We start from the raw sequence: 13,690 nt of genomic DNA, 5'->3' as shown, positions 1-13,690 counted from the left end.
GGCCCCTAGATGGCAGGCGGAATAGGAACGCGGTCGATGGCCGTCGCAAGCTGCTCGAGCCACATGTCGGGACCGTCCTCAACGATCGTCGAGGCGCTCTCGATGACGAAGCCGCCGCGCGCGACATGCGGGTCGCCGACCGGGAACACGGTCTTGGGCAGATGCCCCTGGACCAGCGCGACGTCGTCGGGATGCAGCCGCAGGATCGCCGATTCGGCGCCGTCCGCGAGCATATCGGTCGCGGCCTCGATCCGGCTGGCGAGCACATCGGGCGCGACGCCCGTCTCTCCGATCATCTTGCTCACCAGGTGCAGCACGGTCTGGCGCAGATGGCCCGCCATGCGCTCGCGATCGAAATGCGCGCCCTGCGCCAGCGCGTCGCTGACCTGCTGGAGCAGCGCCGCCTGCTGCGCGGCGACGGCATCGGCCTCGGCGCGGCCCGCGGCCAGGCCCTCGGCATAGCCGGCGGCGCGCGCCGCGGCGATCGGGTCGACGAATTCTTTGGGCTCGGGCGCTGGTTCGGGATCGAACGGGTCCCAGCCCTCGGTCGGCCGGTGGCCGGGTTCGGCGGGGCTGAAATGCTTCGGCTCGGCCGGCACCGCCCCGTCGCGCGGACGGATCTCGCGCGGCGCGAATTCCTCGGGCGGAGCGAAAGCGCGCTGCAGCGCCGCGGCGATCCCCGCGCTGCGCGCGGCGAGGCCAGGGACGAAGGCGGCGGCGTTAGACATAGTCGTCGTCTCCGCCGCCGCCCGGCATCGTGATCGTGCCGTCCTTCACCAGCTGGCGCGCGATGGCGATCATCGCCTTCTGCGCTTCCAGCACCTCGGCGAGCTTCATCGGGCCGCGCGCTTCCATCTCGTCGCGGATCGTGTCGGCCGCGCGGCTCGACATGCACGACAGGAAGCGGGTGCGCGCCGCCTCGTCCACGCCCTTGAGGCTGCGGACCAGCACGTCGCTCTCGATGTTGCGGAGCAGGGTACCCATGTTCTTGTCGTCGAGCTCGAGCAAATTGTCGAACACGAACATCGCTTCCTCGATAGCTTTCGCCACCTCGCGGTCGATCTTGGCGAGCTTCGGCATGACCTTCTGTTCGGTGACCTTGCGCGCCGAGGACATGATCTTGGCCGCCTCGCGCGTACCGCCCATCTGGACGCCCGCCACGCGGCGCGGCTGCGAAGCATGGCGCTCGAGCAGGTCGGTGAGCGTGGCGATCGCCTCGGGCGTCACCGGGCCGAGGCGCGCGACGCGGCGCAGCACCTGCGGTTGGATCGCCTCCGGCAGCATCTCCAGCACCTGCGCAGCGACCGCCGGGTCGAGATGCGCCATCAGCACCGCGGCGATCTGCGGATGCTCTTCCTCGAGCATCGCGGCGATCTCGGGCGCGTCCATCCAGGCGAGCGCGGTGATCGATTCATTCTGCTGCGGCGGCAGGATGCGCGCGAGCACGCTGCCCGCACGCTCGGGCCCGAGCGCCTTGGTCACCACCGATTCGAGCTTGGGGCGCGGATCGAACTGGATCGCGCTGCGCTCCTGCGCGCGGCCGGTGAAATCATCGAGGACCTGGGCCATCTCCCATTCGCTGACATCGGCGACGCTCATCATCGCGGTGCCGAGCTGGCGGACCTCATCGGGATCGAGCTTCTGCAGGATCGCGGCGGCTTCCTCGTCGCCGACCACCATCATCAGCACCGCAGCGCGCTCGACGCCGCTAAAGCTGCGCGGCGCGTTCATCGGCCATTCTCCGCCTTGATCATGTCACGCACCGCGAGCGCGGCACGCGCCGGGTTGTCGCGCGTGAAGTCGCGCACCAGCCCGACCCGCTCGCCGAGCGGCACCCCGCCGGCACCGAGCATCTCGGCGCTCACCGGCGCGGGGATGGCGACGCCATCGGCGGCACCCATCGACAGTGCGCCGCCGCGACCGGCGTCATCGCGCTTCTTGAGCAGCGCCTTGGCGAGCGGACGCACGCCGAGCAGCAGCACGAGCAGCGCGATCACCACCGCGGTGACGTTGCGCGCGATCATCGCGAACCAGCCGCTCTCATAGAAGGCCGGACCTTCGTCCTTGGCGTCGGCGGCTGAGCTGAACTTGCGGCTGACCACCGTCACCTGATCCTGGCGCGCGGCGTTGAAGCCGACCGTCGCCTTCACCAGCTCGTCGATCTGGCGGATCTCGACCTGGCCGCGCGGCTTGCCCGGCTCCTCCTTGAGCAGCACCGCGACCGACAGCCGCTTGATGTTGCCCGGCGCGGCGCGGGTGACCGAGATTTCCTTGGCGTTGTCGTAACTGCGCGCGAAGCTGTCGCTCTGCTTCATGCCGGGCGCTGCGGCCGGTGTCGCGGACTGTCCGGCGGCAGCGGCGGGCGCGGCGCCTTCGGGCGTCGGCGTGGCGACGGTGGCGGGCGGCGGCGCTAGGTTGGACAGCGCGCCGGGAATGCCGCCGGGCGCATTGGCGCCGTCGCGCGGCGCGCCGGTCCAGTTACCCTGCTCGGCGCGCACCACGGCTCCGGTCTTGTCGAAGCTCTCGCGCGTCGCCTGGCTCTCGTCGAGGTCGACCTCGGCCTGCACCTCGGCGGTGAAGTTGCCCGGGCCGAGCAGCGGGGTCAGCAGCTGCACGAGCTGCTGGCGATACTTGTCCTCGACGCGGCGCTGGAAATCGATGCGCGCGTCGCCGGCGGTGCCGTCCTGGCCCGACTTGCTGAGCAGCGCGCCGGCCTGGTCGACGATCGTCACCGCCTCAGCCTTCATCCCCGGCACCGACGAGGCGACGAGGTTGACGATCGAGCGAACCTGCGCGTCGGAGAGGGTGCGGCCGGGCTGGAGCTTGACGATCACCGAGGCCGAGGGCTCTGCCTTGTCGCGCACGAACACGGTCGCTTCGGGTGTCGCGAGATGCACGCGCGCTTCGGCGACGGTGTCGATCTCGCCGATCGAACGGGCAAGCTCGGTCTCGCGCGCCTGGCGCAACCGCTCGCCCTCGACGGCGCGGCTGACGCCCATCGGCAGCTGGTCGAGCAGCGCATAGCCGCCCGGCGCCGCCTTGGGCAGGCCTTGCCCGGCAAGCAGCATGCGCGCCTTGTGATAGTCATCCTCGCCGACCGTGAGCGAGCCCGCACCGTCGATCGAATTGGGGATGCTCGCCGCGGACAACGCTTCGGCCACCGCGGCTTTGTCGCTTTCGGGCAGGCTGGCGAACAGCACGCGCTGGGGCGGCGTCGAGAACGCCATCCACGCTAGCGCGGCGGCGCCGATCAGGCCGAGCATGAAGATCAGCGGCAAGCTGCGCTTGATCGCGGGCTGCCCCAGGATCGCGCGCATCTGGCTGAGCGGATTGGCGAAGCCGGCCCCTGCGGTGGCAGGAACGGCGGGTGCGTCGGAGACGGAGAGTGCGTTGCTCATAGCGATCAGACCGGCATGCTCATGATGTCACGATAGGCGGTCAGGAGCTTGTTCCTGACCTGAAGCGTCGCTTCGAAACCGACCGACGCTTCCTGGCGGGCAAGCATCACCTTGGCGATGTCGACCGTCTCGCCGCGCTCGTAGGCGGCGGAGAGTTCGCTGGCGCGGTTCTGCGCGCCGTTGACCTGGCGGAGCGCGCTTTCCAGCGTGTCGGCGAAGCTCGCCGGACCCGCGGGTTGGCCGACCGGGGTTGCGGCAGGCGCCGCCGCGCCGCTGGTCGCGCGCTGGAGCGCTTCGTTGCGCTCGAGGATCTGGGCGCGGAGCTGCATGACGCGGTCGATGCCGCCCGCTCCGCCGCCAACGCCTCCAATACCGCCGATGCTCATGCGATGGCCCTCCGCGTGATGTCTTCACCCTGCTCGCGCGCCTTGGCGAGCCGGTAGCGCAGCGTGCGCTCCGAGATGCCGAGGCGCTTGGCGGTCTCGATGCGGCTGCCGCCGCACGCCGCCAGCGTCTCGCGGATCGCGGCGAACTCGCTGAGCTGGACGATGTTGCTGAGCGTGCCCTCGGCCTGCGCCGGAGCGGCGGCGGGGGCACGGTCGAAGATCAGGTGATCGGCGGTGATCGCGTCGCCCGGGCAGAGCAGCAGCGCGCGCTGGATCACATTCTCGAGCTCACGGACATTGCCCGGCCAGTCATGGCTTTGCAGCACCGCCAGCGCGTCCAGCGTCACCCAGGGCAGGCGGCCGCGATTGCCAGCGTGGCGCAGCACCATCGCCGAGGCGAGCGCGGCGACATCGCCCGGCCGCTCGGCGAGCGCCTTGGTCGAGAGCGGGAAGACCGAGAGGCGGTAATAGAGGTCGGCACGGAAGCGGCCCTCGGCCACCTCGGCCTGGAGGTCGCGGTTGGCGCAGGCGATGACGCGCACGTCGATCTTCTCCGCCGCAGTCGCGCCGATCGGCACCACTTCGCGCTCCTGCAGCGCGCGCAGCAGCTTGGCCTGCAGCGACAGCGGCATCTCGGCGACTTCGTCGAGCAGCAGCGTGCCGCCATTGGCCGCGCGGAAGAAGCCCTCGCCTGCGGCGTTGGCGCCGGTGAACGAGCCCTTCTGATGGCCGAACAGCAGCGCCTCGAGCATCGTCTCGGGCAGCGCCGCGCAATTGACCGCGATGAACGGGCCGTCGCGGCGAGTCGAGCCCATGTGGATCGCCTTGGCCAGCACTTCCTTGCCGGTGCCGGTGGGGCCGTTGATCAGCACGGTGATGTCCGCCGCCGCGACCCGCTCGGCGAGCGCGTAGAGCGCCAGGCTCTCGGGGTCCGCCGCGACCGGAGCATGCGCGCCGCGCAGCATCGCGCTGGCGAAGCCGCCGGCGATGGCCGCATCCTCGAGCCCGAAGCTCAGCCGCGCGGGGTTGCCGTCATGGAACGGGACCGCCGCGACCGGCCCCTCGGCCAGCACCAAAGTACGCGCCGAAACCGGCGGGGCTTCGCCCTCGACGATCATGAACAGATCGCCCGGCATCGGCTTCACCTTGTCGGCGGCGCCGATCGTGAAGCCCTGCGCCCGCAGCGCGGAGACGAGTGCGTAGTGCTGGCGGAGCACCGCCGCCGACGGAAAGACAGTCTGCATTCAACCCCCCTGGTCGAACGCTGAATGCAGGGTTGATGGTAAACGAGTAGTAAACCATCCGGCAAAAATCAGCCGAGCCGGCTCCAGATTGCCGCGCGCGCCCTCCCGTACGCGCGCGAGGGGTTCGTCCGGCGTGGTTCAGAAAACTGCTTAATCCCCGTCTCAGCCTGCCGTTCACCCCTGTGGCGGCTCGGGTTCCTTCGCATTCAGGGGGGTACGCGGGGGCGCCGAACTGAACGGAGATACGACATGACTGTTATCGGAACGAACATCGCGAGCCTTCGCGCCGCGAACGCGTCCAAGCTGGCGTCCTCGTCGCTGCAGACCGCCATGGAGCGTCTGTCGACCGGCAAGCGGATCAACAGCGCCAAGGACGATGCTGCGGGCCTCGCCATCGCGAGCCGCATGACCGCGCAGGTGCGCAGCATGAGCGTTGCCATCCGCAACGCCAATGACGGCATCTCGCTCGCCCAGACCGCCGAAGGCGCGCTGGGCGAGGTCACCAACATGCTTCAGCGCATGAAGGAGCTGTCGACTCAGGCGGCGAACGGCACGCTGAGCGACGACGACCGCTCGACGCTGCAGTCGGAGATGACTCAGCTCATCGCCGAGGTGGGTCGCGTTGCGACTACCTCGAACTTCAACGGCGTCAGCCTGCTCGACGGCAAGACCGACAGCGTCACGCTGCAGACCGGCATCAACGCCGGCGAGACGATCTCGCTGAAGATGCTCAACACCTCGGCCGAGAAGCTGGGTCTCAAGACCGGCGTCGCGGGCCCGGTGGTCGGCACGGTGACCAATGCCGGCCTCGAGAAGAACCAGCTGCAGATCAACGGCACCTGGATCGGTGCCAGCGTCGATGCCGAGGGCGACGCGAGCACCGCGATCGCCGACAAGGTGACCGCGATCAACGCCAAGACCAGCGAGACCGGGGTGACGGCCGCTGCGCAGGCGAAGATGTCGCTCAAGATCGACAGCGCTTCGGCCACCACGACCGGCGCGCTCAAGATCAACGGCACGGCGATCGACCTCAGCAAGGGTGCGGTCGACGGTCCGGACGCCGACACCACGGTGGACTCGTGGAGCTATGCGGCGCTCAAGGCCGAGATCGACAGCAAGAACATCGCCGGCGTGACCGTCACGGTCAACGCGGCGGGCGACGGTCTCGACATCGTCAGCACCGGTGAGGTCGACTTCCTGGTCGAAGCCGCGGCCGACGTGACCAAGGTCAAGGTCCGCGCCGAGGGCGCGACCGCCGACCTCGCGATCGCCGAGGACGTGGACTCCACCGTCGCCGTCAACCAGGTCAAGCTGACCGCGGCTGCGGGCGAGACGATCATCGTCGGCGGCGAGACCGCGGCGCTGGCCTCGATCGGCCTGACCGCGACTTCGGCCAAGGGCAGTGACCTTTCGATCGCGACGCTGGCCGATGCTTCGGCGGCGATGGCGGTGATCGACGCGGCTCTGACCGAGATCTCGGCCGGCCGCGGCGACCTGGGTGCGGTGCAGAACCGCCTCGAATCGACCGTCGCCAACCTGACGACCACGACTGCCAACCTGTCCGAGGCGCGCAGCCGGATCGAAGACGCCGACTTCTCGGCCGAGACGACCGCGCTCGCCAAGGCGCAGATCCTGGCGCAGGCATCGACCGCGATGCTGGCCCAGGCCAACCAGTCGCAGCAGAACGTTCTCTCGCTGCTTCGCTAAGCGTGTGCCGGTCGGGGTGTCACCCCCCTGACAGGCACCAAGGCCGGTCACCCTCCCTCCCGGGAGGGCATGCGGAAGCCCCGGTGGTCCCACGACCACCGGGGTTTTTCTATTTTGTTGGGCAGACGGCACCAGCCGCAACGCTTAGTTCTCGGGCCGCATCCATATCCAGCCGCCAACGATCGTCGCCGCGGCGAGCGTGACCAACGGCCACGGCATCGGCGTCAACGCCAAGGTCAGCGCGATGCTCACCGCAAATGCCATGCTCGCGGCGATTTTGCCCTTACGGCTGATCGCGCCACGCTCGCGCCAGCGCAGGATATGCGGACCAAACTGCCGGTGCTCGAGCAGTTTGCGCTCCAGCCTGGGCGAACTGCGCGCGAAGCAATAGGCGGCGAGGATCACGAACACCGTGGTCGGCATCACCGGCAGCAGCGCACCGATCACCGCGAGGCCAAGGCTGACGAACCCCGCGGCGAGATAGAGGTGGCGGCGCACCTAAAGCCCGAACGCCCGGTCGAACGCCGCCACTCCCGCGGCATCGAACGCGATCACCCGGCCCGGCCCGCGTTTCGCCCAGCCCTGCCCCAGCACATGCTGGAGGATTGCCGCGCCCAACGCACCGGCCAGATGATTGCGCCGCTCGCTCCAGTCGAGGCAGGTCCGGCACTCCGGCCGCCGCCCGCGCGAAGGCAGCGTCACGCCGAGCGTAACGAGCCGGGCGCGGCCTGTATCGGTGATCCGCGGCGGCTCGCCCGCCGTCACCACGCCATCCGCGACGAACCGCTCTGCCAGTCGCACCGCGCGCTCACCGGCGAGATGATCGTAACAGACCCGCGCATCGCGCATCGCCGCATCGCGCGGCCCGGGCCGCACCGGTTTCGCGCCGGTCCGCTCGGCGATGCCCATCAGCAACTCGATCGCGGCGGCGACATCCGCGTCGTCGAGGCGAAAGTAGCGGTGGCGGCCCTGCCGCGCGGTCGCGACGAGCCCGGCATCGCTCAGCCGCGCGAGATGTCCCGACGCCGTCGGCAGTGCCACGCCCGCGCATTGCGCCAGCTCGCTCACGGTGAGCGCGCGCCCGTCCATCAGCGCGACCAGCATGTTGGCGCGCGCCGGATCCCCGATCAGCGCCGCGACGCGCGAGATGGATGGGCCGTCCTGCATAGTTCGGCCATAGCCGAAGCATTGACGGCGAACAATCGGCTATCGCAAGCGCAGGAGGTATCCATGCTCACCTGCTTCATCCGCTACCAGATCGATCCCTTCCGCGTCGACGCGTTCGAGCAATATGCCCGCGGCTGGAACGAGACGATCCCGCGCTGCGGCGCCGGGCTGATCGGCTATTTCGCTCCGCACGAGGGTTCGGCGACCACCGCCTATGGCGTCTACGACATCGAAAACCTCGCCGCCTATGAGGCGTATCGCGCGCGGCTGCGCGACGATCCGGTAGGGCGCGAGAATTTCGCCTTCGCCCGGGCCGAGAATTTCATTCGACGCGAGGACCGCATCTTCCTGCGCAAGGTGACGTCATGATCGCGGTGATCTTCGAGACCGAGCCTGCCGAAGGGCAGGAGAACGCCTATCTCGACATCGCCGCGTCGCTGCGCGAGGAACTCGAGGCGGTCGACGGCTTCATCTCGGTCGAGCGCTATGCGAGCCTCGCCACCCCCGGCAAGCTGCTCTCGCTCTCCTTCTTCCGCGACGAGGCGGCGGTCGCGGCGTGGCGCAACCGGCCGCGCCATCGCGGCGCGCAGGCGGCGGGGCGCGGCGGCGTGTTCCGCGACTATCGCGTGCGAATCGCGCAGGTCGTCCGCGACTATGGCCTGACCGATCGCACCGGGGCACCCGCCGACAGCCGTGCCGCGCATCCGGCATGAAAAGAAGGGGCGGAAGCGGCCCCCCGGCACGCTTCCGCCCCTGCCCCCAATTGGACCCGGCACCCCGCGGCGCCGGTCCCCCTATCCCAGGCGCCGCATCAAGCCCTTTTTGAGCCGGTCGTGCGCGCTCTTCTTGATCTGGCAGACGCGTGCGGCGCCGACGCCGAGCACCTGACCGATCTCCTCGAGGTTGAGCTCCTCGACATAGTAAAGCTGGATCACGAGCTGCTCCTTCTCGGGCAGTTCTGCGATCGCTTCGATCAGCGCCTCGCGCTGGTCGGCATCGGCGAGCTGGTCGAACGCGCTGGGTTCGTCGGACATGAACCACGGCCCTTCGTCCGAATAGACCTCGTCGATCGAATCGAACCGCACCGCCTCGGCGCTCGCATAGTCGCTGCGCAATTTGTCTACGGTCACGCCGAGCTTCGACGCCACCGCGGCTTCATCAGGCCGTTTGCCGGCTTCGTCGGTCAGCGCGGCGACCGCGTCATTGTAGATGCGTCGCCGCTTCATCGCGCCGCGCGTGATCGTCGCCTGGCGCCGCAACTCATCGATCATCGCACCGCGCACGCGGGTCTGGAGATACTGGTCGAAGCTGACGAGGCCGCGATCCTCGAAGCTCGCCGCCGCCTCGACCAATGCGACGAGGCCGATCTGCACCAGGTCCTCGACATCGATCAGCGTGCTCATCGATCCATGGACGTGCCAGGCGAGCCGGCGGACCAGCGGCATATGCTTGCGCACCAGCCCGTCCATGTCGCGCCGGGTCTCGCCGGTGCGGCCATAGGTGAGCGCGAACTCGTTGCGTGCAGGCTGGAAGCTCATGCGGGAAGCGCCTCCGGCGCGCCAATGACCGCGACGACCTCGACTGATTTGTCCTCAGGCACTTCGAAGAAGCTCATCACGGGGGTATCCGGCAGACAGGTGCGGACCAGCTTGCGGATCGCGATGCGGATCGAGGGCTGGACGACCAGGGCGAAGGGCTTGGCCTCGGCGACCAAAGGCTGGGCGGCGCGCTGCAGCGCGTCGACGATGCGGCGGCCGAGATCGGGTTCGATGGTGTGGCGCTTGGCCGGGTCCGAGCGGATCGCCTGGCCGAGCAGCGCCTCGAGCTGGCCTTCGAGCGTCATCACCCGCAGCGGCTCGCGCACGCCGCACAGCCGCTGGATGATCAGCGGGCCGAGCTCGGGGCGGATCGCCTCGATGATCTCGTCGGCGTCGAGCGTCTTCTGCGCGGCCATCGCGATTGCTGCAGCGATGCGGCGGAATTCCTTGAGCGGGATGTTCTCCGCGAGCAGTCCGCGCAGCACCTGCGTCAGCGTCGTGATCGGCAGCGGGTTGGGCGAGAGCGAGGAGACCAGCTGCGCCGCGCGCTCGCGCAGGCCGTCGAGCAGCGCCTGCACCTCGTCCGGGCCGAGCAGGTCGGCGGCGTTCGAGATCAGCGCCTGGTTGAGATGCGTCGCCATGACGGTACCCGGATCGACCACCAGCCAGCCCTGGCCGGTCGCGGCATCGGCGTCGGCGGGCGAGATCCACATCGCGTCGAGCCCGAAGGTCGGGTCCTTGGCCGGCTTGCCGGCGAGCGTGCCGACCGCCTGGCCGGTGTCGAGCGCCAGCACCTCGTCGGGCGAGATGCTGTCCTCGCCGATAACCACGCCGCCCACGACGACGCGATAGGTGAAGGGATTGAGGTTGATGTCGTCGCGCACGCGCACCTGCGGCACCACGAAGCCAAGCTCCTTGGAGAGCTGGCGGCGCACGCCGGTGATGCGGCCCATCAGCGATCCGCCGCGACGCTCGTCGATCAGCGGCACCAAGCCATAGCCGATATCGATCATCACCTGCATGTTGTCGGTGACCTCGTCCCAGCCGATCCGCGAGGGATCGGTCGGCTCGGCCGGCGCAAACTCGACCGGCGCGGGCGGGCGCTTGCTCGCCTGATACATGCGCCAGGCCATATAGCCGGAGCCGGCCGCGGCGGGCAGGATGACGAAGGCAGGCATGCCGGGCAGCAGCCCGAGCAGGCCGACGATTACCGCGACCGGGGTCCAGGTCTTGTGGCTGCCGAACTGGCTGCCGATCTGGCCGGTCAGGTCCTGGTCCTTGTCGGCGCTGACGCGGGTGACGATCGCGGCGGCGGCGATCGACAGCAGCAGCGCGGGCAGCTGCGCGACCAGCGCGTCGCCGATCGCGAGCAGCACATAGGTCTGCGCCGCCTCGCCGATCGACAGGCCGTGGCTGAGCGGGCCGAGGATCAGGCCGCCGATCACGTTGATGAACAGGATCAAGAGGCCCGCGATCGCGTCGCCCTTCACAAACTTCGACGAACCATCCATCGCGCCGTAGAAATCGGCTTCGGTCGAGACCTCGACGCGGCGCGCCTTGGCTTCGTCGGGGGTGATCAGGCCGGCGTTCAAGTCGGCGTCGATCGCCATCTGCTTGCCGGGCAAGGCGTCGAGCGTGAAGCGCGCCGACACTTCGGACACGCGCCCCGCGCCCTTGGTCACCACGATCAGGTTGATGATGATCAGGATCGCGAACACGAACAGGCCGACGACATAATCGCCGCCGATCATGAAATGGCCGAACGCCTCGATCACATGGCCGGCGGCCGCCTCGCCCTCATGCCCGTGCCCGAGCACCACGCGAGTCGAGGCGACGTTGAGGCCGAGGCGGAACAGCGTCGCGAACAGCAGCACGGTGGGGAAGGCCGAGAAGTCGAGCGGCTTCTGCGCGTTCAATGCCACCATCAGCACGGCGAGGCTGATGATGATGTTCATGATGAAGAACATGTCGAGCAGGAAGGTCGGCACCGGCACGACCATCATCGCGACGAGCACGAGAATGGCGATCGGCAGCGCGAAGCTCTTGAGGGCGGGGGCGATGCCCCCCTTGAGTGCGAGTGCGTTCACTTGAGATTACGCTCCCAGGCGCGCGAGCATGAGATAGGCGAGCTTGGCGGTCTCGGGCGTCGGGCGCAGCGGATTGACCGGCGGCAGCGCGGCGTTCTTGAGCCGCCCGGCGCTTTCGAGCCGGTCGATCGTCGCGAGCCAGTTGCGGTCCTGGCCCTGCGCGTCGTTGCCCAGCACCACCTCGGCATCCTCGCCCAGCGACTGGACGAGCTGCTGGAACTTCGCGTCGAGCTGGCCCGAGGCGAGGCCGGTCGCGCCGGCCGAAACCGCGCCCTGGTCGAGCTTGCCCGCGAAGCGCTCATAGATCTGCCCGAGCGAGCGCGGCGTGCCGTTCGGGGTATAGAAGACGCCACGGTTGGCACGCGCTGCGGCGGGGAACAGGTTCGCCCCCGACTGGCCGGGATTGGCGTCCATCGCGCGCAGGAATTTGCGCGCGCCGCCGATGCCCAGGAAATGCGCCATATAGAGGTCGGTACCGGTCGCCTCACGGCCGAGCGCGCTTTCAAGGCTGTCCTTGTTGTCGCTGGCATGTTCGGCGGCCATCAGCGATGCCGCCTGCGGATCGTTGCGCAGCGAGAGGATCGCCTGACGCGCCGCCGGATCGCTCACGACGAAGCGGCCAGACGAAGTGCGGCGGATGCTGTCCGACGCCCAGCCCAGGCCGTGCTTGTCGCCATGCTCCTTGACCACGCCGAGCCAGCTCTGCTCGATGAACTGGTAGAGACCGGTGGCGCTCGAGGTGCGCGCGCGGGCATTCGCCCGCATGCCGCTCTCGACCTGCGCCTGGCCGAGCAGATAGTTGAAGTCGATACCAGTCTTCTGGCTGGCCGCCGCGATCGCCGTGGTGACGTTCGCCTTGGCTCCGATCGAAGGTATGCTCATCGGACTCTTGCTCTTCCCCCTGGGTAGGAGGCAATCAGCAAGAGGCGTGCCAGTTGGCCGATTTCACCCGTTCAGCGGGCAAGGGGATCGATCAGGCAAAGCTTCCGGCAACACCGGGCCGGTAGGACGGCAAATTGTTGCCGGTCAGCGCCTGCAGCCGCCGCCGCACATTGGCGGCCATCAGGTTGACATAGATGCGGCAGGTCTCGTTGAGGCGATGCGCCTCCTCGGCCAGCGCCTTGATCTCGGGCGACAGCGCCGGCTCGTCGTCGTTCGCGGCCCCCACCGCGTCGATCCCGGCCAGCTTGTCGCGCGTCGCGCGCTCGAGCGCGGCGACGTCGTTCGCCTTGAGCGCCGCGATCTCGGCGTGCAGCGCGTCGATCACGCGGACCAGGGCGTCACGCCTTGTCATGCGGGTTCCACTGGAGCTTGAGCGCGAGCAGCCGGTCGGCGACGGTCGAGGGGACCAGCGGGAACTTGCCGTCGGCGATCGCCTTCTTGATCCGCGCGACGCGCTCGGCGTCGACCGGGGCGCTCGCCGCCGCGGTCTGGGTCAGGGCTGCGGCGGAGCTGGTCTGCGCGACCTGCGTCGGCCCCTCCGCCGCCCTGACGGGCGCGGCCGGGGTCACCGGCGTCAGACGCCGGTCGGCAATCGCGGGCTTGAAGCCAGTTGGTTCCACCATGTTCGCACCTTTATCCTGCGGACATACGCGAAAACGACCCTCGCCGGGAAAGCTTTAGGAAAAATTCAGTCGCCGAATCCGGGCAGCCGCGCGCGCCCCGGCTCGACCGCGATCGCGGCGACCGGCGGGCGCTTGTCGTCGACCTTGACCAGCACGCGGCCCCCCGCGGGGGCATCGGCCATCGCGAGCCCTTCGCGCGTGATCGAGAAGCCGGCGGCGCCGGCCTCGACCAGTACCGGATCGCCGCGCTTGATCACCGCCTCCGCCTTGACCGGCGCGGCCGGACGCACCGGCGCGACCGCAGCCGGCGCCGCCTTGGGCAGCGCGTTGACCGCCACGAACACGCGCCATTGCTGCGGGCCCTGGCAGCGGATCACCACCGCGTCCTCGGCCGCCGAACGCCAGCTCAGCTCCGGCGCGTCGCACGCGGCGAGCTTCAGGCGCTTGTCGACCGGCGCGCGCGCACCGCCCATGTCGCCGATCGGCGCGCCGGCGAACTGCTCGACCAGCCGGTCGAGCGCTTCGGTCGACTGAAATCCCGCCGGCGTCGCGCCGGCAAGCAGGGCGGAAAGGAGAATGGCGTTCATGGATGCCTCCA

The 13,690-nt window shown here is 69.3% G+C and carries 16 protein-coding genes; 3 read left to right on the top strand and 13 right to left on the bottom strand.

Annotated elements, in window-relative coordinates:
• Window positions 1-5 precede the first annotated feature (5 nt).
• From OK349_RS12365 to OK349_RS12345, 5 genes are read right to left on the bottom strand one after another with little or no spacing between them, the layout of a single operon-like run.
• Complete coding sequence (locus OK349_RS12365; RefSeq protein ID WP_265118102.1) at window positions 6-728, bottom strand: FliH/SctL family protein; 723 nt, start codon at window positions 726-728, stop codon at window positions 6-8.
• Window positions 721-1,731: a flagellar motor switch protein FliG gene (fliG, locus tag OK349_RS12360; RefSeq protein ID WP_265118101.1), complete on the bottom strand. Its 1,011-nt coding sequence runs from the start codon at window positions 1,729-1,731 to the stop codon at window positions 721-723. The genes OK349_RS12365 and fliG overlap by 8 nt, the downstream gene beginning before the upstream one ends.
• Window positions 1,728-3,398, bottom strand: coding sequence for a flagellar basal-body MS-ring/collar protein FliF (fliF, locus tag OK349_RS12355; protein WP_265118100.1), 1,671 nt, complete (start codon window positions 3,396-3,398; stop codon window positions 1,728-1,730). The genes fliG and fliF overlap by 4 nt, the downstream gene beginning before the upstream one ends.
• 5 nt (window positions 3,399-3,403) lie before the next feature.
• Window positions 3,404-3,784 carry a flagellar hook-basal body complex protein FliE gene (fliE, locus tag OK349_RS12350; RefSeq protein ID WP_265118099.1) on the bottom strand — a complete coding sequence of 127 codons (381 nt, stop codon included), beginning with the start codon at window positions 3,782-3,784 and terminating at the stop codon, window positions 3,404-3,406.
• Window positions 3,781-5,028, bottom strand: a complete 1,248-nt coding sequence (locus OK349_RS12345) for a sigma-54 interaction domain-containing protein (protein WP_265118098.1) — start codon at window positions 5,026-5,028, stop codon at window positions 3,781-3,783. The genes fliE and OK349_RS12345 overlap by 4 nt, the downstream gene beginning before the upstream one ends.
• 249 nt (window positions 5,029-5,277) lie before the next feature.
• Between OK349_RS12345 and OK349_RS12340 the strand changes: the two genes are divergently transcribed.
• Window positions 5,278-6,735, top strand: a complete 1,458-nt coding sequence (locus tag OK349_RS12340) for a flagellin N-terminal helical domain-containing protein (RefSeq protein WP_265118097.1) — start codon at window positions 5,278-5,280, stop codon at window positions 6,733-6,735.
• Between the two features lie 144 nt (window positions 6,736-6,879).
• Here OK349_RS12340 and OK349_RS12335 read toward each other — a convergent pair whose 3' ends face one another.
• Together OK349_RS12335 and OK349_RS12330 are read right to left on the bottom strand one after the other, a co-directional pair.
• The gene (locus OK349_RS12335; RefSeq protein WP_265118096.1) at window positions 6,880-7,233 is read right to left on the bottom strand and encodes a YbaN family protein; all 354 of its coding nucleotides are present in this window, start codon (window positions 7,231-7,233) and stop codon (window positions 6,880-6,882) included.
• Window positions 7,234-7,902, bottom strand: a complete 669-nt coding sequence (locus OK349_RS12330; RefSeq protein WP_265118095.1) for an ArsR/SmtB family transcription factor — start codon at window positions 7,900-7,902, stop codon at window positions 7,234-7,236.
• 63 nt (window positions 7,903-7,965) lie between these two features.
• On the opposite strand from OK349_RS12330, the gene OK349_RS12325 reads away from it, so the two are divergent.
• Entirely contained in the window at window positions 7,966-8,271 is a 306-nt protein-coding gene (locus OK349_RS12325) for an NIPSNAP family protein (RefSeq protein ID WP_265118094.1), read from the top strand.
• The gene (locus OK349_RS12320) at window positions 8,268-8,615 is read left to right on the top strand and encodes an antibiotic biosynthesis monooxygenase family protein (protein ID WP_265118093.1); all 348 of its coding nucleotides are present in this window, start codon (window positions 8,268-8,270) and stop codon (window positions 8,613-8,615) included. The genes OK349_RS12325 and OK349_RS12320 overlap by 4 nt, the downstream gene beginning before the upstream one ends.
• An 81-nt stretch (window positions 8,616-8,696) precedes the next feature.
• Here OK349_RS12320 and OK349_RS12315 read toward each other — a convergent pair whose 3' ends face one another.
• The 6 genes from OK349_RS12315 to OK349_RS12290 all read right to left on the bottom strand — a co-directional run bounded on the left by OK349_RS12315 (window position 8,697) and on the right by OK349_RS12290 (window position 13,679).
• Window positions 8,697-9,440, bottom strand: coding sequence for a FliA/WhiG family RNA polymerase sigma factor (locus tag OK349_RS12315; protein ID WP_372340558.1), 744 nt, complete (start codon window positions 9,438-9,440; stop codon window positions 8,697-8,699).
• On the bottom strand, window positions 9,437-11,527 hold the full coding sequence (gene flhA / locus OK349_RS12310; RefSeq protein ID WP_265118092.1) for a flagellar biosynthesis protein FlhA: 2,091 nt from the start codon (window positions 11,525-11,527) through the stop codon (window positions 9,437-9,439). Before flhA ends, OK349_RS12315 begins: the two co-directional genes overlap by 4 nt.
• Window positions 11,528-11,533: 6 nt before the next feature.
• Window positions 11,534-12,409 carry a lytic transglycosylase domain-containing protein gene (locus OK349_RS12305; protein WP_265118091.1) on the bottom strand — a complete coding sequence of 292 codons (876 nt, stop codon included), beginning with the start codon at window positions 12,407-12,409 and terminating at the stop codon, window positions 11,534-11,536.
• A 91-nt stretch (window positions 12,410-12,500) separates the two neighbouring features.
• The gene (locus tag OK349_RS12300) at window positions 12,501-12,821 is read right to left on the bottom strand and encodes a flagellar protein FlgN (protein WP_265118090.1); all 321 of its coding nucleotides are present in this window, start codon (window positions 12,819-12,821) and stop codon (window positions 12,501-12,503) included.
• A complete protein-coding gene (gene flgM, locus OK349_RS12295) occupies window positions 12,808-13,092 on the bottom strand; it encodes a flagellar biosynthesis anti-sigma factor FlgM (protein WP_265118089.1) in 285 nt (94 codons plus the stop codon). Before flgM ends, OK349_RS12300 begins: the two co-directional genes overlap by 14 nt.
• A gap of 65 nt (window positions 13,093-13,157) precedes the next feature.
• Window positions 13,158-13,679: a flagella basal body P-ring formation protein FlgA gene (locus tag OK349_RS12290; protein ID WP_265118088.1), complete on the bottom strand. Its 522-nt coding sequence runs from the start codon at window positions 13,677-13,679 to the stop codon at window positions 13,158-13,160.
• Window positions 13,680-13,690: the final 11 nt, after the last annotated feature.

Source organism: Sphingomonas sp. BT-65 (assembly GCF_026107375.2).
GTDB lineage: Bacteria > Pseudomonadota > Alphaproteobacteria > Sphingomonadales > Sphingomonadaceae > Sphingomonas.
This window is presented reverse-complemented; position numbering and strand designations above follow the sequence as displayed.

Coding starts and splice junctions, on each gene's coding strand:
- OK349_RS12365 (WP_265118102.1), bottom strand. CDS start 728: ATGTCTAACGCCGCCGCCTTCGTCCCTGGCCTCGCCGCGCGCAGCGCG.
- OK349_RS12320 (WP_265118093.1), top strand. CDS start 8,268: ATGATCGCGGTGATCTTCGAGACCGAGCCTGCCGAAGGGCAGGAGAAC.
- OK349_RS12330 (WP_265118095.1), bottom strand. CDS start 7,902: ATGCAGGACGGCCCATCCATCTCGCGCGTCGCGGCGCTGATCGGGGAT.
- OK349_RS12305 (WP_265118091.1), bottom strand. CDS start 12,409: ATGAGCATACCTTCGATCGGAGCCAAGGCGAACGTCACCACGGCGATC.
- OK349_RS12300 (WP_265118090.1), bottom strand. CDS start 12,821: ATGACAAGGCGTGACGCCCTGGTCCGCGTGATCGACGCGCTGCACGCC.
- OK349_RS12325 (WP_265118094.1), top strand. CDS start 7,966: ATGCTCACCTGCTTCATCCGCTACCAGATCGATCCCTTCCGCGTCGAC.
- fliG (WP_265118101.1), bottom strand. CDS start 1,731: ATGAACGCGCCGCGCAGCTTTAGCGGCGTCGAGCGCGCTGCGGTGCTG.
- fliF (WP_265118100.1), bottom strand. CDS start 3,398: ATGAGCAACGCACTCTCCGTCTCCGACGCACCCGCCGTTCCTGCCACC.
- flgM (WP_265118089.1), bottom strand. CDS start 13,092: ATGGTGGAACCAACTGGCTTCAAGCCCGCGATTGCCGACCGGCGTCTG.
- OK349_RS12340 (WP_265118097.1), top strand. CDS start 5,278: ATGACTGTTATCGGAACGAACATCGCGAGCCTTCGCGCCGCGAACGCG.
- OK349_RS12345 (WP_265118098.1), bottom strand. CDS start 5,028: ATGCAGACTGTCTTTCCGTCGGCGGCGGTGCTCCGCCAGCACTACGCA.
- fliE (WP_265118099.1), bottom strand. CDS start 3,784: ATGAGCATCGGCGGTATTGGAGGCGTTGGCGGCGGAGCGGGCGGCATC.
- OK349_RS12315 (WP_372340558.1), bottom strand. CDS start 9,440: ATGAGCTTCCAGCCTGCACGCAACGAGTTCGCGCTCACCTATGGCCGC.
- OK349_RS12290 (WP_265118088.1), bottom strand. CDS start 13,679: ATGAACGCCATTCTCCTTTCCGCCCTGCTTGCCGGCGCGACGCCGGCG.